The organism is Halobacillus halophilus DSM 2266 (assembly GCF_000284515.1).
GTDB lineage: Bacteria > Bacillota > Bacilli > Bacillales > Halobacillaceae > Halobacillus > Halobacillus halophilus.
The window spans coordinates 2,016,438-2,037,933 of record NC_017668.1 but is presented as its reverse complement, the minus strand read 5'-3'; the positions used below and the strand labels follow the sequence as shown (position 1 = coordinate 2,037,933).

Genomic DNA, 21,496 nt, shown 5'->3' with positions numbered 1-21,496 from the left:
ATCACCTAAACTTTCTCATTCATTAAAATATCGTAAAAAGACTCTCCATCCTCAGATTGTTCTTCACTATCCGAATCTATCTGATTTGACTGTTTTTCTTTTTGTTCTTCGTGCCCAGCTTGATCCTCATCGAAAGAATAGAATGACGGCTGGTCAGATAATCCCTCATTTTTTTCAACTACGACCTGCTGAGGGGAGAACATGTGACGCAACTGACCCATGTTACTTTCCAGCATTTCTTTCGCTGCTTGACTGCTAGCAATAATCTTCACGGTTAGTTCTCCATTTATCTGCGCAAGTTTCACCGTCATCTCCCCAAGATTGAGAGGCTTAAGTTTTAACTGCATTTCCATACTGCCCGGCTTGCTGGTAAACCACCGGCTGGATTGAAGAATACGTTCCAGCTCTTTCATAAACTGGTTTGGGATAGAAGAAGACGGCTGATTCTGATGGATCTGAATCACATGTTGCTCTACTTTTGACATCGGCATGGTTTGAAGAGAAGATGCCGAGGTTCGAGAATTGTCCGTATGCTTCTCAATATACTGCGAAATCCACTTCCCCATTTCCTTTCCATTAATAGGCGACAACCTTTGATAACCAGACGGAACAGTTTGTCTATTCTGATAGGTATTCCATATACCTCTAAACAGCTTATTTTCAAATTCAGTTCCTTGCTCTGATAGCTTGCTCAGCATGGATGTCCATTTTCCCTCAGGTACTTGATTGGATATTTGGGAGATCGATTGAATGACATCTTTAATAACTAATACTTTGGTTGAATAACCATTGACTTTGGAATGAGCATCTCTATTGTTGTTTTCTAGACTATGAATGTTTTGCTGAAACTTAACCCATAATTTTTGGAGATCAATCTCTTTCTGCTCAAAGTTATTTAATAATTGGCTTTTTTCCAATTGTGTCACGTTGGAAGAAATAGGGAGGGTAATAAAGTGGGTGTCATTCGACATTTTCTTTTTTTGCTCCTCAGTGCCTTTAAGTACATTCTGAACCAAGTGTATGGTTTCATTTATGGTTTGAAAAAGATCTGAAACCTTTGGGTCTTTCACTAGGCTAGTCTCTTCTTTCGAATTACCCCCTTCTGTTTCCTCCGCTTTAATTACTCCTTGAAGCATTTTAAGAGCGGACTCTAACCCCGTTAATATGTCCAAATCTGAAGGCATAACCGCATCGTCTTCAAACTGAATTTGGAGCTCAGCCAGCTGTTCTAGTTCTTTTAACCCCTGTCCACTTCCTTGATCAGTTTCTTTTTGATAGAACTTAAGTTCTGTAAATAGTTCATTCAATTGGCGGCGAAGCTTCTGAACCATTTCATCAATTGGACCTATATCTGCCTTGCCCGGAACATTTAAACTCTCCCTATTCTCTTGCAGGGTGGATAATAAATCTTGAAATGATTCCTTGGGATTCTTACCTTCTATTGGGGAGTTAAATAGAACCAGTGGCTGGGAACGTGCTGTGCTAAACATCTGATGGACAAGATTCATTGTTTTCACCTCCTTTCAAGATCAAACGCCATTAATTCTCAGATGAGTTAATGATTTCACCAGCGATTTCTGCGGCTGCTTCTGGACTCATCTGACCGAAAATCAATCCTCTTTCTTCGCTTGCTACATTTTCAAGCACCTGTATAGCAAGATCTTGACTCATGTTCTCCACAATAGGAGCCGCTTCTTCCGGCTCCATTTGCTGAAAGGAAGCAGCCATGTTCATCACTTTCTCATTTTCAGGTTTTTCTTCTTTTACTTCTTGAGCTGATTTCACATCAGCTTCTAATTTAACTACCTTTTGTTCAAGTTCATCAATCTCTGTCTGTTTCGCGCTGAGTTCTTCTTCAAGCAGCTCAATTTCTTCATTCTTGGCGTCAAGAGAAGTCTGAAGTTCCTTGTTGTTTGATTTGGTATTTTCTTCCTCTGGAGCAGAAGCGCTTTGAGACATCCCTGGCACTTTACTTACATACTTGTCAGCTTGTTCTATTACATTCACACCGAGAAGAGTTAAGACAATCCAAGCTAAGGTGATGGCAAACACTATGGGAATAATAATTACAAAGAAGAACCATTGAAGTTTAGTGCCTTGCTGCTTATCCGTTATTTTCTTTGCCATGACCTCACCTACTTTGGAAATTTAAAAATTGTCTCATGGACAAATCATCCATTTGTTTATTTTCTTCATCTTTAACCCATTTTTGATGCTTTTTCTGCTTTTGTTCGATGAGCTTTTCAAATTTCTTCACTTCTACATAAGCGTCTGTTAATTTTTCCTGGGAGTTGTACATGGCCTGGCGGGCGTCTTGAACTTCAGGCTGAAGCGAGTCAATACGTTCCTCTAAGCGCTCTATGTATTGCTGGTGCTGAATAAAAGTCATAGCCTGAATCGTTCTTTTTGAAAGGGTCTGATGGAATGATTGCTCAGCTTCTTCTTTTTCCTTCAATACCTCATACAGCTGGGTTGCTTTCTGTTCAAATGTCTCGACTCGAGATTGATGCTGTTTCTCTTGCTCTGTCCTCTCCCGGTCCCTTAAATCCTTAATTTTATGAAAAGCACGCAAATGAGCCATACAATTTCCACTCCTATGTAAATAACTGTTTTAGCAAATCCTGTGATCCTTCAAAACTTGAAGGTTCTTGTACACCTTGCTTCAGAAAATTAATGATGGAAGGGTGATAATGAATCGCCTGATCAATATCCTTACTGCTGCCTTTTTTATAAGCTCCTATTTGAATCAGTTCACTATTTTCCTCGTACCTCGCAAGCAAAGCACGAAGACGTTCGGCTGATTGTTTATGTTCATCTGATGTAATCTGCTTCATTACCCGGCTGATTGATCTCAATATGTTTATTGCTGGAAATTGGCCTTGTTCTGCTAGGTTTCGATCCAGTACAAAGTGTCCATCAAGTATCCCTCGCACGGTGTCTGATACCGGTTCATTCATATCGTCACCATCAACCAGCACGGTGTAAAAAGCAGTAATCGTTCCTTTACTGCTCGTACCGGTTCTTTCAAGCAGCTTGGGTAAGAGAGCAAATACGGAAGGTGTGTAACCTTTAGTCGTGGGAGGCTCCCCTGTCGCAAGTCCGATTTCACGCTGAGCCATGGCAAAGCGGGTTACGGAATCCATCATCAGATTGACGTTGTAGCCAAGATCTCTAAAGTACTCGCTTATCGCAGTAGCAGTATAGGCTCCTTTAGTTCTCATAAGAGCTGGCTGATCAGATGTAGCTACTATAACGATGGAACGTTTTAGCCCATCTTCTCCGAGATCGTTTTCAATGAATTCTCTCACTTCTCTTCCACGCTCACCAATGAGGGCTATAACATTTAAATCAGCAGAGCTGTTTCTTGAGATCATTCCCATAAGGGTACTTTTACCTACCCCACTTCCTGCAAATATACCTACACGTTGTCCTTTTCCAACCGTTAACAAAGAATCAATTGCACGGACTCCTACTTGAATCGGTTCTTTAATAGTGGGCCTTGATAACGGATTAGGCGGAGACTGGTCTGTTGGATACATCGTTAAGCCTTTGGGTAATGCACGCCCGTCCAGCGGCTGCCCTGTCGCATCCAGAATCTTACCTATCAATCCTGGTCCTGCTTTAACTTTCATGGGTTCACCTGTTGCTTCTACTAAACTACCAGGACTGATATCTCGCATTTCTTTATAAGGCATAAGGAGAATATTCTCTTGATTGAAACCAACCACTTCAGCAGCAATGGACTGGTTCCGGTCAGAATGTGAATGGATATAGCATAAATCTCCAATCGAAGCTTCCGGACCTTTTGACTCCACCATCAAGCCTACCACCCGATGAATGCGCCCATAGCGTTTAAAGGTGTCTGATCGATCAATAACTTGTAAATAAGTATCCTTATTCATAAGGGACCGCCTCCTGAACCACACGGAAAACTTTCTCTCTCAATTCTTTCAGCTGACTGTCTATCCCAGCATCAATACGTCCAAAAGGGGATTCAAGCACGCATGAAAAAGGCTCCATCTCATCTTTTACATAGATAGACAAGTTGGTTTTCAAACTTGTCATTCTCTGCAATTCTTCTGCCTGGGACTGTATATAGCTATATTGATCAGGATGCACATAAATGGCTACTTCAGGCTGCTCCTGAACTTCCGTAACTACTTTTTTAACAAGGTACGAAAAAGACTCTGGATGGTCTTCCAAATGACAATTTAATATTTTTTCAGCTGCACGAAGAGCAATTTCGACGATGGTTTCTTCACTTGATGCTACAATCGAGTGATAAGATTGGTTCGCTTTCGCAATAATATGGTTTGCTTCTTCCAACTTTTCCGTGTAATCCTGATAACCCTGTGTTACACCGGCCTCGTATCCTTCTTTTTCTGCGGCCTGAACCAATTGAACTCTTTCTTCCTGCCAGGCTTTCTTATCTGCATCGATTTTATGCTCAGCTTGCTGAAGCAGTTGTGAAGCTTCTTCCCATGCCTCTTCTAAAATTTTTTCAGCTTGCTCTCTTTTTTGCTCTGCAATCTCTTGTTCATTGCAAAGATTTTCTTCCACGGATACAGCTGGTGTTAGCTTTTCGACAGGCTTAATCTGAATAATACGTTGTGAACTTTGATTGAAACTAGACAATAATGTCGTCACCCCCGCCGCGCGCTACCACGATTTCACCCACATCTTCTAAACGTCTAATGGTAGCCACAACTCTGGTTTGAGCCTCTTCTACATCACGTAAGCGTACAGGTCCCATAACTTCCATCTCTTCTTCAAACGTTTCAGCCATTCGCTGGGACATATTGGAAAATACTAGATTTTTAACTTCATCACTCGAAATTTTCAAGGATAAGCGAAGGTCTTCATTTTCAACTTCGCGTATGACTCTTTGAATGGCTCGATTATCAAGTGAGACAATATCCTCGAATACGAACATGCGTTTTTTAATTTCCTCGGCTAGTTCGGGATCCTGAATTTCTAATGAGTCTAATATTGTTCGTTCCGTACTTCTATCGACTCCATTGAGCACTTCAACCACTGCTTGAATACCGCCTGTTTCTGTATAGTCATGGGTTACTGTGGCTGAAAGTTTTTTTTCAAGTATTTGTTCCACCTGATTGATAATTTCTGGAGAAGTCGATTCCATCGTAGCAATTCTGCGTGCAACATCGGCTTGCAGCTCCTGTGGAAGTTCAGAAAGAATCTGGCCGGACTGGGCTGCATCCAAATAAGATAAAACGAGAGCAATCGTTTGAGGGTGTTCATTCTGAATAAAATTCAAAATCTGAGATGGTTCAGCTTTCCTTGCAAAATCAAAAGGCTTCACTTGAAGAGAAGAGGTCAAGCGTCCGATAATGTTGGATGCTTCGTCTTCCCCCAAAGCTTTTTCAAGAATGGTTTTGGCATAGCCAATCCCTCCTTGAGAAATATAATCCTGCGCCAGAGCAATCTGGTGGAATTGTTCTACTATTTCTTCTTTCTCTTTTGAATTTACTTTTTGAACTGAAGATATTTCGAGTGTTAATTGTTCTATTTCTTCTTCATTTAAGTGTTTGTATACCTGTGCGGCTACATCTGGTCCTAAAGAGATTAAGAGGACAGCTGCTTTCTGCTTTCCAGATAACTCTGACTTTTTTAAGGCCATTGAAGAACCCTCCCTTATTCTTCCGCGATCCACGATCGCAATAATTTAGCAAATTCTTCCGGCTTTTCTTTTGCCATCTTTTCTAACTGTTCTCTCTGCTGAGTCGAAGCGGTCACCTTTTCTTCAATCCCTGGGACAAAAGGACGTATTTCCTCTTCTACAGTGTCTTCATAAATTTCTTCTTCTTCTTGCCTTTTTCTTCTCATTAACAAAACGATTAGCACCACAATAACAGTCACAAGAACAGCTCCTATTGCGTACATCCACATTGGAATTCCAGGAGATGGCTGAGGAGGGGAAGGCTGTTCACTGAACTCTTGAAAAACGATTGATATTTTTTCCTCCGGGTTTACTTCTCCATAACTTTCATTAATGGATGTTGTAATCATTGAGTTAAGGATTGACTGCACACCCTCCTCAACGGTTTGCTGCTCTTCCGCAGATAATAGTTCAACAGCCCCTTGCTCATCAGCACCTTTAGTACTATCAATAGCTACCTGAATTCCAAGATCCCTTACTTTAAAAGGGCTTTCCTCAATATTTCTCTTAATGCGGTTAAATTCATTATTGATCGTTTCACGGTTCATTTCATAATCCCCGTTAGATCCATCTGCATCAGCAGGATAGTTCGCTACATCTTCCTCTCCTGCACCTGGGACTCCCCCTTCAGGCACTCCTCCTTCGTAGGTTTCTTCGATCCGTTCAATACTCACCGGCAGTCCTTCCATAGTGTCAGGGTCAACCGGCTCTACCAGTTCTTCGACACGATTTTCTTTTGTAAAATCAACATCTGCTGTAACGGTTGCTATCACTTTCTGCTGACCAATCATCCTGCCAAGCATACGCTGGACATCCTGCTTAATGTCACGTTCAATATTTTTCTTCACATTCTGCTGATATGTATAAGCGTCCTGACTTTCAGGTGAATTTGGATTATTTAAATCAAAATACTTAAAGTTTTGATCCATGATTACGATATTATCTTTAGACAAGTTAGGAACGGATTTCGAAGCCAGGTTATAAAGTGCTGCTATTTGACTGTTCTCCATCTGATATCCAGGTTGAACAGTCAGTACAATCGAAGCTGAGGCTGTTTGCTCTGTCTCGGATGCAAACACCTCCTCCTCTGGAATGTTGATCATAACTTTTGCATCCTGAATTCCACCGATTCCCTTCATCATGTTCGCAAGCTCGCTTTGCATCGCGTCAAGCTTAATCATATTAAACTCATTATCCGTCATTCCCCATGACGTATTATCACTAAAAAACCCATAATCTATCGAACCGCTGCTCGGAAGTCCTGCCGCAGCTAAATCTACAAGCAGGGTCTCTGCCTGAGGTTCTGGCACAAGGATCGATGTACCGTTTTCTTCCAATTCATATGAGACTCCTCTGGTGTCCAGTTCTGTTTTAATTTGTCCAATTTCCTGTATTGTTAAATCCTTATATAGAGGAACCATTTTTGAACTGGATGCGAATATACTCACCAGGGCTGCTATTAACAGGATAGCTCCTGTACCACCAAGTATGACCGCTTTCTGACCTTTGCTTCTATCTTTCCAAAACGAAGTAATACGATTTTTGTACTGTACTAGTTTTTCTTTCATAACTGCCCCCAAAAAAAGCACGCTGTCCGCGAATGTTATAACGATTTGTGTAAGTTGTATTACACTTGCATTCTCATAATTTCTTTATATGCTTCTACCACTTTATTTCTCACCTCTACCGATGTTTGCATCGTAATACTGGCTTTCTTTGAAGTAATCATCACTTCATGCAGGTTATCAATCTCACCGCTTGCCAGGGCTTTTGTTTTCTGATCCGATTCGATCTGGGTTTGATTCACTTTATCGATTGCATTTTTCAATTGATCAGCAAACTTGACTTGAGCCTCTGCAGGGGAGTTGACCGTGTTCATTGAGGGAGTACTTGATTGGATCGACGGTAATCCCGTTATAGTATTTAGATCTGGCATTTAATCTCTCCTTCTCGTTATCTTCCTATTTCCAGAGCTTTCATCAGCATATTTTTGGAGGCATTCAGAGAAGTCACATTAGCTTCATAAGAACGTGTGGCACTCATCATATCCACCATTTCCTGTAAAGGATCTACGTTAGGAGTCTGGACATACCCTTCTGAATTAGCATCGGGATGGTCCGGGTTAAACACTTGTTTGAAAGGTGTCTCATCCTCCGCAATCTTTGAAGCTTTTACACCCTGACTGCTTTCGGATTGAGTTGATAGTCGGGAGGCATTTTCGAGGTGAGACTTAAAACTTTTGTCCTCTGGTTCAAATACGACCATTTTCCTACGATAAGGCTCCCATTCTCCCTCTTCATTAAGTTCAGCTCTTGTGGAGTTTGCATTTGCCACATTAGAGGAAACTACATCCATTCTCAGCCGCTGGGCCGTCAAACCACTGGCACTTGTGTTCATTGCATCAAAGATACCCATGGTTAATTTCCTCCTTTAATTACAGATTCCATGCTCCTGAACTTACCACTCATGCGATCAGCCAAAGCTTGATAGTATATCTGGTTCTGAGCCAAGCTGCTCATTTCTTTATCAATGTCGACGTTATTTCCATTGTGGTTATATGTAGTACTATTGTTTGTGGTTGTATTGTAGGAGACGGATGCTTTATTAGGAAAATCGATATGTTTGTGACTGGTTTTTTTGGCTGATAGAGAAGCCTCAGCGCGGTTTAAGTGATCTTTAAAAACAACATCTTTAGCTTTGTAGCCTGGAGTATCCACATTGGATATATTGTTAGATATGGTACGGTTCTTTTCTGAAGCATAATTTAAGGACTTTTCTAATGTGTTAAACGTATCATTAAATAATTTCAGCTTAACCACCTCAATTCGACATGTTTCTAGGTTCACAAACCTAATTGTAAAAAAGTATGTATACCTCTGTCTATGTAGTACTACAGTATTTTTTTAATCACTCTATAAATAGAACTAAATAACCAGGACTTTAAACTTATAACAATGGTTTTTAAAGGATTTTGTCGAAAATACTATTATAATGAACATTATTACACAGTTCGTTCGGTAAATAAATTAGATTTACATAAATTTTATAAAAATATGATTTAGATGGGTATAAAACCTTGTTTTTCCAATTTTGAATATAAAAAAACCGCTGCTTTTTTAAAAGCAGCGGTTTTTCTGTATTTAACTTGTGCGAAGTTTTTGAAGCTCCACTAGGAAGTTATTGTTCAAGACTTTAATATACGTTCCTTTCATACCTAAAGAGCGAGACTCAATAACACCAGCACTTTCTAACTTACGTAAAGCGTTGACAATTACCGAACGGGTAATTCCTACGCGATCCGCTATTTTACTGGCAACCAGCAGACCTTCGTTTCCTTCCAGTTCTTCAAAAATGTGCTCAATTGCTTCCAATTCACTGTAGGATAAAGAACTAATCGCCATTTGAACAACGGCTTTACTGCGAGCTTCCTGTTCAATCTCCTCTGTTTTCTCATGAAGGATTTCCATACCAACCACGGTTGCACCATATTCAGCAAGCAGAAGATCATCGTCGTTAAAACTTCGGTTAATTCGACTTAGAATTAACGTACCTAATCGCTGTCCTCCTCCGATGATCGGAACAATCGTAGTCAAACCCTGCTCAAACAATTCTCGGTTTTCTACAGGGAAAGCCGTATATTCACTATCGATATCAATATCAGGGGTTGTTTCCTGGATATTAAATAAGTTCTGAGTGTATTCTTGTGGAAATTGACGTTCAGTCAGCATCGTCTTCATTCGCTCATTTTCAATTTCCTGATTAATAGCAAAACCAAGAAGTTTACCTCGACGGCTCAATACAAATGTATTCGCTTCGATCACATCTCTCATTGTGGCGGACATATCATTAAAATCCACCGATTTCCCTGTAGTTTTCTGAAGCATAGCGTTGATTCTTCTGGCACGGTCTAATAATTTCATCTGTTATTCCTCCTTATAGTATGTCTATAAAATAAAACGACTTAGATCTTTATTTTTCACAATAGAGGACAGTTTGCTGTCAACATATTGTGGCGTAATTTCAATGGTTTCCATCGTTACATCTGGTGCTTCAAATGACAAGTCCTCTAATAACTTCTCCAAAATGGTATGAAGTCGTCTCGCACCAATATTATCCGTCTCCTGATTCACTTCATGGGCAATCTCTGCGAGTCTAGTAATAGCATCGTCAGAAAATTCAACCTTTATACCTTCAATTTCCAACAAAGCCTTATATTGTTTCAATAAAGCATTGGAAGGTTCCACTAAAATGTTTCGGAAGTCCTCTACGTTGAGCTTATTAAGTTCAACACGAATCGGAAATCTGCCCTGCAGCTCAGGAATCAGATCAGAAGGCTTGGCCATATGGAAAGCCCCAGCAGCTATAAATAAAATGTGATCCGTTGAAACGGCACCATATTTGGTCACAATCGTCGAGCCTTCTACAATCGGAAGAATATCACGCTGAACACCTTCTCGGGAAACATTAGCCTGATTGTCCCCTTTTGCAGCAACCTTATCGATTTCATCAATAAAAATCATACCAGACTGTTCGACTTTGTTTACGGCTTCCTGACCTACCTCATCCATATCCACCAGTTTACTTGCTTCTTCCTGAGTAAGGACTTTGCGTGCTTCAGAAACGGGGAGCTTTCTTTTTTTGGTTTTTTTAGGCATGAATTGACTAAATGCATCCTGCATGTTCATCCCCATTTGTTCCATTCCTGATCCTTGCATCATGTCAAACATAGAGGATTGGGATTCTTCCACTTCAATAGTAACCATACGGTCTTCAAGTTCACCCAAATCCAACTGCTGACGAATACGGCTTCGCTTTGTTTCGATTTCTTTTTCTTCCTGGTTTGGCTGTGGTTCACTTTCCTGCTGATCTCCCTGATTAAAAAACATTTCCAGCGGGTTTTTAAAATTATTCTGCTGCTTCTTCCTTGAAGGAACAAGGAGTTTTACAAGACGCTTATTGGCTTGTTCTTCTGCCCTTTCCTTGACTTCTTCCATTTTTTCTTCTTTAACCATTCGAACAGCCATTTCAACAAGATCTCGAACCATTGATTCAACATCGCGTCCTACATAGCCGACTTCAGTAAACTTCGTGGCTTCCACTTTCACAAAAGGTGCTCCTACCAATTTGGCTAGTCTGCGTGCAATTTCTGTTTTTCCGACTCCGGTAGGGCCCATCATAAGAATATTTTTAGGTACAATCTCATCACGGATATCACCAGTGAGCTGCATACGACGGTATCGATTTCTAAGCGCGATAGCAACTGATTTTTTGGCGCTATTCTGCCCTATAATATATTGATCGAGCTTTTCTACGATTTGTTTAGGAGTTAAATTCAACGACATCTTCTAGGTCCCCCTTATTTGAGAACTTCCAGTATAATTTGATCATTTGTAAACACACAAATTTCTCCAGCTATTTCTAGTGCAGCTTGAGCGATTTGTTCAGCTGATTGATCAGGTGAATAACGCTTTAGGGCACGACCTGCACTTAAAGCAAAATTACCACCGGATCCAATAGCCAGAATTCCATCATCCGGTTCTATAACTTCCCCAGTACCGGAAACAAGAAACATATGATTACGATCCATGACAATAAGCATGGCCTCAAGCTTTCGCAATACTCGATCACTACGCCATTCCTTAGCAAGCTCCACAGAGGCTCTTGCTAAGTTGCCATCAAAGCTTTCTAGCTTTCCTTCGAATTTCTCAAACAAGGTAAAAGCATCTGCTACAGATCCTGCAAAGCCTGCTAATACTTGATCATTATAAAGGCGCCTTACTTTTCGAGCTTTATGCTTCATGACTACCTGATTCCCAAGCGTTACCTGCCCATCTCCACTCATCGCACACTGACCATTATGCTGGACAGCAAATATCGTTGTTGCGTGAAATTGTTGTTCCATATTCTCACCTCATTTATTTGCTCTTGGATGGCTGTTCATATAAACATGCCGCAAACGATCTTTTGTTACATGGGTATAAATCTGAGTTGAAGATAAGTGCTCATGTCCAAGCAATTCCTGTACTGAGCGGAGATCGGCTCCTTCGTTCAGCATATGGGTAGCAAATGAATGTCTTAGTTTATGGGGATGAATATCCACGGTTAACGCAGCATCTTCCACCATTTTATTGAGAATCATCCGAATGCCTCGAGCCGTTAAAGGTCCTCCTTTAGAATTCAAAAACAGTACAGGGGTAGGACTAGAGTTCTTTTGCTGAAGTACTCTTCTTCCATCTTCTATATAGGATTGCATGGCCTGACTGGCAAATTGCCCAAAAGGTACATACCTTTCTTTTCTTCCTTTCCCGTGCACGAGTAAAGTAGAAAGAGAAAGATCTATATCGTGCAGTTCGATCCGGGTCGCTTCGCTTACCCGAATACCAGTACCATATAATAATTCAATCAATGCTTGATTTCGCTGTCCCAGTGGATTTTTTTTATCGCTGACCGTAAACAAATGCTTCAATTCCTCCTGATAGAAAAAATCAGGGATAGGATTGGCTTCCTTAGGAAGTGAAACATTTAGAAAAGGGTTTTTTGTAACCATCTGTTCCCGCTCAAGAAACCGAAAAAAGCTTCTCAAGCTGGATATCTTTCTAGATACCGTTCTTCTAGAAAGTAGATTTGCATGTAGTTGTGATAAGTAAATACGTATGGATGAATAGTCACAATCCACAAATTTCAGTTGTTCCGCTTGTAAAAACTTTGCAAATTCATCCATATCAATAGAATAATTCTCCACTGTCAATGGCGATGCATTCTTTTCGATCTGTAAGTACTCAAGATACATCTGCTTATATGTTTGAAACTCTTCCATAGTTCACCTCACAAAGGCGTTTAAATTTTATCACACTTGTAATCGTAATCACAATGATATTAATGAAAATGTAACAAAATTCTGAATTGTTTCCAAATGAATTGAAAAAAATAACTCTTTATGGAAATTAACAGGGGTGAAGTGGAATCATTTACCTGTCAAGTATTTATTCTTACCAAACCGTAATTATAGCTTTCCATAAGTAGTGTGTCAATTCAAGAATGAACAAGCTTAAGTTAAGCTGTATTGTCGAAAAAGATACAGTTTTGGATCCTATACCCTAAAAGATATAGGAAAGACGAAAAAATTAACTCACTTTAATGAGGTACTGCAGGACATGGCAGGAGCGTTCTTGCTAATGCCTCAAAGCTGATTTCACACATTATGGAGTATCTCATTATAAATAACAATAGAAATTTAATGGAGAAAAAAAGAAAAGAGTCTACAACTATCATAATAGTCATAGACTCTTCCTTTTATAACCACAGGCTATGATTGTGGCTCTTCTTTATAGTCACAATTGGTACATGTAATTTGAGTACCTTTTTTAGCCCGCTTCTCAACAAGCAGAGCTTCACATTTAGGACACGGCCGGCTGATTGGTTTATCCCATGAGATAAACTCACATTCCGGATAACGGTCGCAGCCGTAGAACTTACGGTTTTTCTTGCTCTTCCTTTCGACAACGTCCCCTTTTTGACACTTCGGACATGTGACTCCGATCTTTTTAAGAATCGGTTTCGTATTGCGACATTCAGGGAAGTTCGAACAGGCTAGAAATTTTCCATACCGTCCCATCTTATAAACCATTTCATGGCCGCAATTCTCGCAGTCAATTCCTGCTGGTTCATCTTTAATTTCTATCTCTTCCATCTCTTTTTCCGCTTTTTCCAAACGAGGCTGGAAGTCTTTATAAAAATCACCGATGATGGAGACCCAGTCTTCTTTCCCTACTTCAATTGCATCTAAGTCATCTTCCATTTCTTTGGTGAAATCGAGGTCAATGATCTCTGGAAAATATTCAATCAGTTGTTCAAGAACAATTTCTCCTAGCTCAGTAGGTATGAAACGTTTGTTATCCAATGCTACATATCCACGGCGCTGGATGGTATCGAGTGTTGGCGCGTAAGTTGATGGACGCCCAATTCCCAGCTCTTCCAGGGTTTTAACCAGTCGAGCTTCTGTGTATCTCGGAGGTGGTTGAGTAAAGTGCTGATTGGGCGTGATTTCTTCAGCTTTCACGGTCATTCCTTCTTCTAAATGAGGAAGCAGCTTATCTTTTTCTTTTTTATTATCATCTCTGCCTTCAATATACACTTTCATAAACCCTTTGAATTTCACTTCAGAACCTGTAGCACGGAATTCGACTCCTTGGTTATAGAGGTGAACGGTCATGGTATCCAGAACTGCTGGTGCCATTTGACTGGAAACAAACCGGTCCCACACCAATTTATACAGGCGGTACTGATCTCTTGAAAGAATACTCTTCATAGCCTTCGGGTCTCGATCAGCTCCTGTAGGCCTGATGGCTTCATGGGCATCTTGTGCGCCTTCTTGTTTCTTGGTTTTATTACTATTACCCAGGTACTCACTTCCGAAGTTATTTTCAATATATTGTTTGGCGTCATCTTTTGCAGAATTTGATAAGCGTGTAGAGTCGGTACGCATATAAGTGATTAAACCAGTAGTACCTTGTTTCCCACCTAGATCAATTCCCTCGTATAACTGCTGCGCAATCATCATCGTCTTTTTCGCCCGAAAATTCAGCTTACGGGCTGCTTCCTGTTGGAGGGATGAAGTGGTGAATGGTAAAGAAGGGTTACGCTTTCTCTCTCTTTTATTTACCTTTTCAACAGAGAAATCTTTCCCTGTCATGCGCTGTTGAATTGTTTTAACGTCCTCTTCGTTTTTCAAATCCTGTTTCTTGCCATCGACACCATAAAATGAACCTTCGAATTTCTCTTTATCTTTTAAGAAATCCGCTTCAATGGTCCAATATTCTTCAGGGACGAATTTTTTGATTTCATTCTCACGATCAACGATAATTTTAAGCGCTACTGATTGAACACGTCCGGCACTTAAGCCTTTTTTAACTTTTTTCCATAGAATAGGACTGATGTTATACCCCACAAGACGATCCAATATCCGTCGAGCCTGCTGGGCGTCTACTAGATGAGAATCAATGGTACGAGGCTGTTTGAAAGAATCTTTAATAGCTTCCTTCGTAATTTCGTTAAAAACCACTCTGCATTCAGACGCTTCATCTATATCCAGACTATGAGCTAAATGCCAGGCAATAGCCTCTCCCTCTCTGTCGGGGTCGGCAGCGAGATATACTTTTTTTGCTTTCTTGGCTGCAGTTTTTAAATCCTTTAACACAGGTCCTTTCCCGCGTATGGTTATATATTTGGGTTCAAACTCATTGTCAACATCTACACCCATCTGACTTTTGGGCAAATCACGCACATGCCCGAGGGATGCTTTGACTTTATATTTCTTTCCTAGGTATCGTTCGATCGTTTTTGCTTTCGCAGGTGATTCGACGATTACAAGATAATCTGCCATATCGGTTCCTCCCATAGAGGTGTTTTCTCTATCTTCATTACATAACTTAAATCTTCCCTATTATTAAATACAATGAAACCGTTTGTCAAACATACCTTTCCCTCGTTTTAGAAATTTTACTTTCAACTGACCTTGAATGTAACACCTTTAATTCCTATTTTTCAAATTTTTTCTAGCCAGTCTTCAAGAATATCTTTGTAACTGTGTACAAGTTTAGCCCCTTGATTAATTATTTTATGACAGCCCTCACTTGTAGCCTTACCTGCAAGACCAGGCATAGCGTATACGTCTCTTCCTTGCTCCAAAGCCTGATCTACAGTAATAAGGGAACCACTTCTTAGGCGTGCCTCTACTACAAATGTTGCCCCTGTCAAACCTGATATAATCCTGTTGCGTTCTGGAAAATGGTATTTTTCAGCCTTTCGATCTGGAGGGTATTCACTAATTACCAGTTGCTTTTCAGATAAGTATTGATACAAAGCTATGTCATTGGTGGGATAGATATGATCAAAACCAGAACCAAGCACGGCAATCGTTGTTCCATTATTACGGCAGGCAAGATGGTGAGCATATTGGTCAATTCCTTTCGCCATCCCACTAACTATTGTAAAACCAAAATGAATCAATGGGATAAGAATCGATTTCATAGCTGGTAGAGAGTAAGAGGATGGGGTACGTGTCCCTACGACGCTCAACGCTAAAGAATTCGTTAAAAGTTGAGTATTACCTGTCATATAAAGTACAAACGGAGAGTCTGGAATAGCCTTTAACAAAGGTGGATACAAGTCATCCATTAACGTGACACACTCATATTTTTGTAAATGATTGTCGAGTTTCCTCATTATATTAGTGTCATGAATATGATGGAGAATAGATATCGCTCTAGGCAGCGGAATTGATAATAGTCGGGAAATTTGTGCGGGTGTAGATGTAAAAGGGAATTGAAGCTGAGGATCGATTTGAAACATCTTTCTAAGGAGAGGCCTTGTTACTTGAGGGGCATGATGAAGACGTATTAAGTTTTCTTTTACTGATTGCATACCAAACCTCTTTTCATATAATAGAACCGTGCCTTTAGAGACACGGTTCTTAATAATATTTCACTTCAATTATGGTTTGTCCGTTGATAAAAGGGCACACGAGCAGAATTTTTAAATGTTCCCGTGTTACCGCATTCGTTTATGAAGAAACCATCTGTTTAAACTGTTTTACATTTCTCAAGTAGACCTTGATCTTTAAGAACATTAATCAAAGTATCTCCCATAACAGAAGGTGTTTCTGCTACTTGGATACCACATTCATTCATCACACGGATTTTCTCGTCTGCGGTTCCTTTTCCACCAGAAATAATCGCACCGGCATGGCCCATACGTTTCCCTGGAGGAGCAGTGCGTCCACCAATAAAGCCAACCACTGGTTTGTTCATATTTTCTTTAACCCATTCAGCTGCTTCTTCTTCAGCAGTACCTCCGATTTCGCCGATCATGATAACCGCTTCTGTATCATCATCTTCATTGAAAGCTTTGAGTACATCGATAAAATCAGTTCCATTCACAGGATCTCCACCGATCCCAACGGCTGTTGACTGGCCGATTCCGGCTTCAGAAAGCTGGTGTACGGCTTCGTAGGTAAGTGTCCCTGAACGAGAAACGACACCCACGTGACCTTTATTATGAATATATCCCGGCATAATACCGATTTTACACTCATCTGGAGTAATTACACCTGGACAGTTTGGACCGACAAGGCGTGTTTTCTTCCCTTCCATAAATCGCTTCACTTTAATCATGTCCAAGACCGGGATGTGCTCTGTGATACAGATCGCCAAATCCATCTCTGCGTCTGTTGCTTCCATGATCGCATCAGCGGCAAATGGAGCAGGTACATAAATAACAGAAGCATTAGCCCCTGTTTTTTCTACGGCTTCTGCGACTGTGTTAAAAACAGGAATTCCTTCTACTTCTGTGCCACCTTTACCAGGTGTTACTCCGCCGACGATTTGGGTTCCATACTCCACCATCTGTTTCGTATGGAACAAAGCGGTAGAGCCTGTAATTCCTTGTACAATAACTTTTGTATCTTTGTTAATATATACACTCATCTGATTTCCCCGCCTTTCTTTACTTTACTAGTTCTACGATTTTTTGAGCGCCTTCCGCCATGGAGTCTGCAGAAGTAATATTCAATCCGGATTCATCCAGAATTTTCTTGCCTTGTTCAACGTTCGTACCTTCCAGACGGACCACTAGAGGAAGTGTCAAACCGATTTGTTTCGTTGCCTCTACAACACCTTCAGCAATTACATCACACTTCATAATGCCGCCGAAAATGTTTACGTAAATACCTTTTACATTGTCATCGGACAGGATAATTTTAAATGCTTCCGTAACTTTTTCTGTGGTGGCACCGCCCCCAACATCAAGGAAGTTAGCTGGATCGCCTTTATAATGTTTGATTGTATCCATGGTTGCCATCGCAAGACCTGCTCCGTTAACCATACAACCAATATTTCCGTCAAGAGCAATATAACTCAAGTCGTATTTAGATGCTTCTACTTCCTTAGGATCTTCTTCTTCAAGATCACGCAGTTCAGCCACATCTTTTTGACGGAACAGGGCGTTATCATCAAAATTTAATTTGGAATCGAGTGCAAGTACCTCGCCATCGCCTGTAGTAACAAGCGGATTAATTTCTGCAACAGAACAGTCTTTCTTCACAAAGACATCGTAAAGTCCGAGCATAAATTTAACAGCTTTGCCTAAAGCTTCTTTTGGAATATTGATATTAAACGCTAATCTGCGAGCCTGGAAAGGTGTTAGTCCTGTAACAGGATCAATAACTTCTTTAAAGATTTTTTCAGGTGTTTTTTCTGCCACTTCTTCGATTTCTGTACCGCCTTCTTCAGACGCCATCATCGTAATTTTACTTGTGGCACGGTCAAGCACTAAGCCTACATAATATTCGCTTTGAATGTCGCAGCCTTCTTCAATCAGTAAGCGCTTTACTTCTTTTCCTTCAGGCCCAGTCTGATGGGTCACAAGCGTCTTACCAAGAATTTCTTCAGCGTATGTACGCACATCATCGAGGTTTTTAGCAATTTTAACTCCACCGGCTTTACCTCTGCCGCCTGCATGGATTTGTGCTTTTACAACGGTTACATCGCTGCCTAGTTTCTGAGCTGCTTCAACAGCCTCATCTACGGTATAAGCTACATGGCCATTTGGCACAGAAACGCCAAAATCGCGCATTATTTCTTTACCTTGATACTCGTGAATGTTCATGTTTCATCCTCCCATCAAATTTCACTGCATGTACATTGTATAAAAAAACGCTATCAATTGTCCACACAAAGGCAGATATCTGTCGAAAAATTCATTAAATTAACTGATAAATTATTATGTAAACCAATTGAAGAAATATTCATCTATTATGATATAGCCTGATTCTATCATGCAGTATAATCTTTATCTGCTTTATAGATAAAAGCGAAAACCTCTGCTACGACGTGATACAATTCTTCTGGAATCTGTTCATTAATATTTAATTCTGATAGCAGTTCAACTAACGTTGAGTCTTCCTGAATGGATACTTGATTGTCTTTCGCTTTCTCCATTATATTTTCTGCTACATAGCCTGCACCTTTGGCTACAACCTTTGGAGCCGCTTCGTTATCAAATTGATAACGGAGAGCAATCGCTTCTTTCCGCTTATCTTTCATATTCGAAGATCAATTCCTTCCTTGTATTCAGGTAGAGCGTTGTCTTTACCGGACGTGTCTACCGCATGGTTCATTTCCTTAATATTAAGGGAAGTCAATTCATACCCCATGTTCTCAAGCCCGATTTTAAGGGAAGCTTTATGCGTTTCCATTGGTAATTCTATTAATGAATCATGATTAAATACAGTTACTCTTACCCATCTGGAAACTATATTTAAGTTAATTATTGTTTCTTTAAAGTTATTTAAGTCTAAAAAGAACATAATGTGACAATAATCAGGATCAATGTTACCTTCCTTCGTTTTTCTACCTGCCATATCTAAATAAACATCATTTTCTGAGCCGATTATGTTTCCTGGAAACTGTAGCGACATCTGCAGACTCTGGTTCGTTTCCTGCTGGGCCGTCAGTTGCATTCCATTTAACATCTGAATCATTTTTTTAGCTGTTTCCGGACGAATGATGCTGCTTGCATCCTGAAGACTGGAGAGCAACAAGGTCTTCAGAGAACTTTCTTGAGTGATTGCTTTTTCCTGGGCTGACGCAGGTTTTACATTAGACTCTTCTTGCAGGCCTGTCAGGTCAAGCATGGTTTTCATTTTTACAAAAATAGCTTCTTTCTCTGACAGGGAAAGTTCAGCAGCCGATCTTCCTATCCATTCAGTCAGGGTTTGGCGAAGAATCGGAGGCAGCTGCGTGGATTGCCATTTCTTTAGAACAGACAAACCTTCCCTAATGACCTGCTTCTCCGATGATCCACCTTCCGTTAACAAGATGGGGGCCGCACGCAGGAAATCTTGTAAAAGTTTTTGATTTTTTTCATCGGTGTAAAGGCTGCTTATTTTTGTTAAGACTTCGCGTTCTTTCAAAAATTGAAAATCTTCAGATACGGACTGGTTGGTCCCAAACGTATTATGCTTACTACGGAGAGAATCATTTCCAGATGGTATTTCCTTGGCTAAGACTTTTTCAACTTGATTCATAACACGATGCAAAGACTGTTGTTCAGGGGCTTTCAGCGGAAGCTGCTGATGAAAAAGCTGCTTCAGCCTGCCTGCCAGTTTTTCCATAGCCATCGGAAATGGAGGTGCTGACTTTTTAGATAGGCTAGCTAAATAAGTAGAAGAGGGATTTTCGTTACCTTTACTATGAGCTCCTGCCCATTCTGTCCAGGTATTTTGAAAAGAGGTGTAAGAGGCCTTGGAATCAAGAATCCCGGCTTTCTTAAATAATTGAAAAGAGTTCTGGCTGTTAATATTTACTTCTGTCATCAGTTTTACCACGGATGACTCCCTCAAGGACACAGAAGCTCCCTCTCCCTTTAAAGATGCTAAAAGAGACATAACCGCCCTGTCCGCAGCTGTTTTACTTTTAGAAGCCTCTATATGCACTTGCTTCATGGTTTGAGTTACACTATCCATCCTTTTAGTATGTAAAGCATTATAAACGGAAGGTTTAATCGGAAGCTGTTTTTGAAGCATCTGTACTAAAATCTCACGGGCAGCTTTTATGTCCTCTGCCCGTTGATGTAAAGCAGCCGCCTGTTTAAGATCAGACCCTTGGAAAGGTACACTTTTCTTTATAAGCTGAGAAGTAAGCAGACGGTTTTCTTTCGTAGGTTTAATTCCAAGCTCGTCCAAAAGTTGCTTTACCGTCGAATCCCTTTGGCTCTCACCTAACTGGGTAATTACTTTCAACTGAATTTTTTGATCTGTTGAGCCAACCTGAAATAAATAAGATTTTCCTTTTGATAGAGAAGCTTCCAATTGGGCTTTCACTTGTTGAGAACCCAGTTGCACAACCGCACGATTCTGTGGAAGAAGTTCAAGAATTTTTCCGTTTATAACCTGCCCTGTCTTAGGGAGAGCCCGCACCTCTTGTTGCTGAACTAATTTGCTAAGGCTTGAAATCAAATTCATTGCTAGTGTCCCTCCTTATATTCAGCTGTTCTCTTTGACAGGGGCGAAGCTTTTTCGATGCAGCGGAGACACTCCGTATGTTTTTAAAGCTTCTAAATGTTCTTTAGTGCCATACCCCTGGTTGGACCGAAAATGGTACATAGGATAGTTGTCGTGCCACTCAGACATAATCCGGTCTCGCGTTACTTTTGCGATAATACTTGCTGCTGCAATCGATACACTACGCTGATCGCCTTTAACTAAATAAGTCTGTGGAACTTCTGATTCCTCTAAATACATCGCATCAATGAGGAGATGTTCAGGTACCTGAGTAAGATCCATAACCGCTCTTTTCATAGCCAATTTTGTTGCTTGATAGATATTATGCTGATCAATTTCTTCGTTAGATACAATTCCGACCCCACAATCTGCATGGGCTTTTAAACTCTGAAAAAACTCTTCACGTTTAGCAAGCGGAATTTTTTTGGAGTCATAAAGTCCCTCCAAATAATAATCCTCTGGCAGGATAACGGCAGCTGCAACCACAGGACCCGCCAGCGGTCCACGCCCAGCTTCATCAATTCCTGCTATTATATGGCTCCCTTTCTCTCTGCAGGAGTACTCAAAAGACTTCATCTGCTCAAATTGATGCTTATATTCTCGTTTCTGATCCTGTCTCCTATCATATTGTTCAAGTAGTTTTTGTACACCTTTGCGATTATCGCTACGCAGTAAATCCAGATATTCTTCCTCTACACTTTCGTCTGCTAATTCTTTTTTGATTTGCGCAATCGTCCTGATTGTCATCGTATGTAAAA

Annotated in this window: 21 protein-coding genes; all 21 read right to left on the bottom strand. The window is 40.5% G+C overall.

Translation table 11 applies throughout. The features are described from left to right. Positions 1-5: 5 nt before the first annotated feature. The 21 genes from HBHAL_RS09985 to HBHAL_RS09885 all read right to left on the bottom strand — a co-directional run bounded on the left by HBHAL_RS09985 (position 6) and on the right by HBHAL_RS09885 (position 21,485). Positions 6-1,508: a flagellar hook-length control protein FliK gene (locus HBHAL_RS09985; protein WP_014643277.1), complete on the bottom strand. Its 1,503-nt coding sequence runs from the start codon at positions 1,506-1,508 to the stop codon at positions 6-8. A gap of 31 nt (positions 1,509-1,539) precedes the next feature. Further along, a complete protein-coding gene (locus HBHAL_RS09980; protein ID WP_014643276.1) occupies positions 1,540-2,127 on the bottom strand; it encodes a MotE family protein in 588 nt (195 codons plus the stop codon). 4 nt (positions 2,128-2,131) lie between these two features. Next, the gene (gene fliJ, locus HBHAL_RS09975) at positions 2,132-2,581 is read right to left on the bottom strand and encodes a flagellar export protein FliJ (RefSeq protein WP_014643275.1); all 450 of its coding nucleotides are present in this window, start codon (positions 2,579-2,581) and stop codon (positions 2,132-2,134) included. Positions 2,582-2,594: 13 nt separating this feature from the next. After that, positions 2,595-3,902, bottom strand: coding sequence for a flagellar protein export ATPase FliI (gene fliI / locus HBHAL_RS09970; protein WP_014643274.1), 1,308 nt, complete (start codon positions 3,900-3,902; stop codon positions 2,595-2,597). Continuing rightward, the gene (gene fliH, locus HBHAL_RS09965; RefSeq protein WP_014643273.1) at positions 3,895-4,635 is read right to left on the bottom strand and encodes a flagellar assembly protein FliH; all 741 of its coding nucleotides are present in this window, start codon (positions 4,633-4,635) and stop codon (positions 3,895-3,897) included. The genes fliI and fliH overlap by 8 nt, the downstream gene beginning before the upstream one ends. After that, positions 4,628-5,641, bottom strand: a complete 1,014-nt coding sequence (gene fliG, locus HBHAL_RS09960; protein WP_014643272.1) for a flagellar motor switch protein FliG — start codon at positions 5,639-5,641, stop codon at positions 4,628-4,630. The genes fliH and fliG overlap by 8 nt, the downstream gene beginning before the upstream one ends. A 14-nt stretch (positions 5,642-5,655) precedes the next feature. After that, positions 5,656-7,248: a flagellar basal-body MS-ring/collar protein FliF gene (gene fliF, locus HBHAL_RS09955; RefSeq protein WP_014643271.1), complete on the bottom strand. Its 1,593-nt coding sequence runs from the start codon at positions 7,246-7,248 to the stop codon at positions 5,656-5,658. A gap of 59 nt (positions 7,249-7,307) precedes the next feature. Continuing rightward, complete coding sequence (gene fliE / locus HBHAL_RS09950; RefSeq protein ID WP_014643270.1) at positions 7,308-7,616, bottom strand: flagellar hook-basal body complex protein FliE; 309 nt, start codon at positions 7,614-7,616, stop codon at positions 7,308-7,310. 17 nt (positions 7,617-7,633) lie between these two features. Continuing rightward, positions 7,634-8,095, bottom strand: coding sequence for a flagellar basal body rod protein FlgC (gene flgC, locus HBHAL_RS09945; RefSeq protein ID WP_014643269.1), 462 nt, complete (start codon positions 8,093-8,095; stop codon positions 7,634-7,636). 2 nt (positions 8,096-8,097) lie between these two features. Next, the gene (gene flgB / locus HBHAL_RS09940; RefSeq protein WP_041601647.1) at positions 8,098-8,490 is read right to left on the bottom strand and encodes a flagellar basal body rod protein FlgB; all 393 of its coding nucleotides are present in this window, start codon (positions 8,488-8,490) and stop codon (positions 8,098-8,100) included. Between the two features lie 330 nt (positions 8,491-8,820). Next, complete coding sequence (gene codY / locus HBHAL_RS09935; protein WP_014643267.1) at positions 8,821-9,600, bottom strand: GTP-sensing pleiotropic transcriptional regulator CodY; 780 nt, start codon at positions 9,598-9,600, stop codon at positions 8,821-8,823. Positions 9,601-9,624: 24 nt separating this feature from the next. Then, positions 9,625-11,022: an HslU--HslV peptidase ATPase subunit gene (gene hslU / locus HBHAL_RS09930; protein ID WP_014643266.1), complete on the bottom strand. Its 1,398-nt coding sequence runs from the start codon at positions 11,020-11,022 to the stop codon at positions 9,625-9,627. Positions 11,023-11,036: 14 nt separating this feature from the next. Continuing rightward, on the bottom strand, positions 11,037-11,582 hold the full coding sequence (gene hslV, locus HBHAL_RS09925; protein WP_014643265.1) for an ATP-dependent protease subunit HslV: 546 nt from the start codon (positions 11,580-11,582) through the stop codon (positions 11,037-11,039). Between the two features lie 9 nt (positions 11,583-11,591). After that, positions 11,592-12,497: a tyrosine recombinase XerC gene (xerC, locus tag HBHAL_RS09920; protein WP_014643264.1), complete on the bottom strand. Its 906-nt coding sequence runs from the start codon at positions 12,495-12,497 to the stop codon at positions 11,592-11,594. A 489-nt stretch (positions 12,498-12,986) separates the two neighbouring features. Next, the gene (topA, locus tag HBHAL_RS09915; RefSeq protein WP_014643263.1) at positions 12,987-15,062 is read right to left on the bottom strand and encodes a type I DNA topoisomerase; all 2,076 of its coding nucleotides are present in this window, start codon (positions 15,060-15,062) and stop codon (positions 12,987-12,989) included. Between the two features lie 161 nt (positions 15,063-15,223). Next, on the bottom strand, positions 15,224-16,102 hold the full coding sequence (dprA, locus tag HBHAL_RS09910; RefSeq protein WP_014643262.1) for a DNA-processing protein DprA: 879 nt from the start codon (positions 16,100-16,102) through the stop codon (positions 15,224-15,226). 158 nt (positions 16,103-16,260) lie between these two features. Further along, positions 16,261-17,163: a succinate--CoA ligase subunit alpha gene (gene sucD / locus HBHAL_RS09905; protein ID WP_014643261.1), complete on the bottom strand. Its 903-nt coding sequence runs from the start codon at positions 17,161-17,163 to the stop codon at positions 16,261-16,263. 19 nt (positions 17,164-17,182) lie between these two features. Continuing rightward, positions 17,183-18,343 (bottom strand): ADP-forming succinate--CoA ligase subunit beta, encoded by a 1,161-nt coding sequence (sucC, locus tag HBHAL_RS09900; protein WP_014643260.1) that lies wholly within the window; start codon positions 18,341-18,343, stop codon positions 17,183-17,185. Positions 18,344-18,510: 167 nt separating this feature from the next. Further along, positions 18,511-18,780, bottom strand: a complete 270-nt coding sequence (locus HBHAL_RS09895) for an EscU/YscU/HrcU family type III secretion system export apparatus switch protein (protein WP_014643259.1) — start codon at positions 18,778-18,780, stop codon at positions 18,511-18,513. Further along, positions 18,777-20,699 (bottom strand): hypothetical protein, encoded by a 1,923-nt coding sequence (locus tag HBHAL_RS09890; RefSeq protein WP_014643258.1) that lies wholly within the window; start codon positions 20,697-20,699, stop codon positions 18,777-18,779. Before HBHAL_RS09890 ends, HBHAL_RS09895 begins: the two co-directional genes overlap by 4 nt. 21 nt (positions 20,700-20,720) lie before the next feature. After that, positions 20,721-21,485, bottom strand: coding sequence for a ribonuclease HII (locus HBHAL_RS09885; RefSeq protein WP_014643257.1), 765 nt, complete (start codon positions 21,483-21,485; stop codon positions 20,721-20,723). Positions 21,486-21,496: the final 11 nt, after the last annotated feature.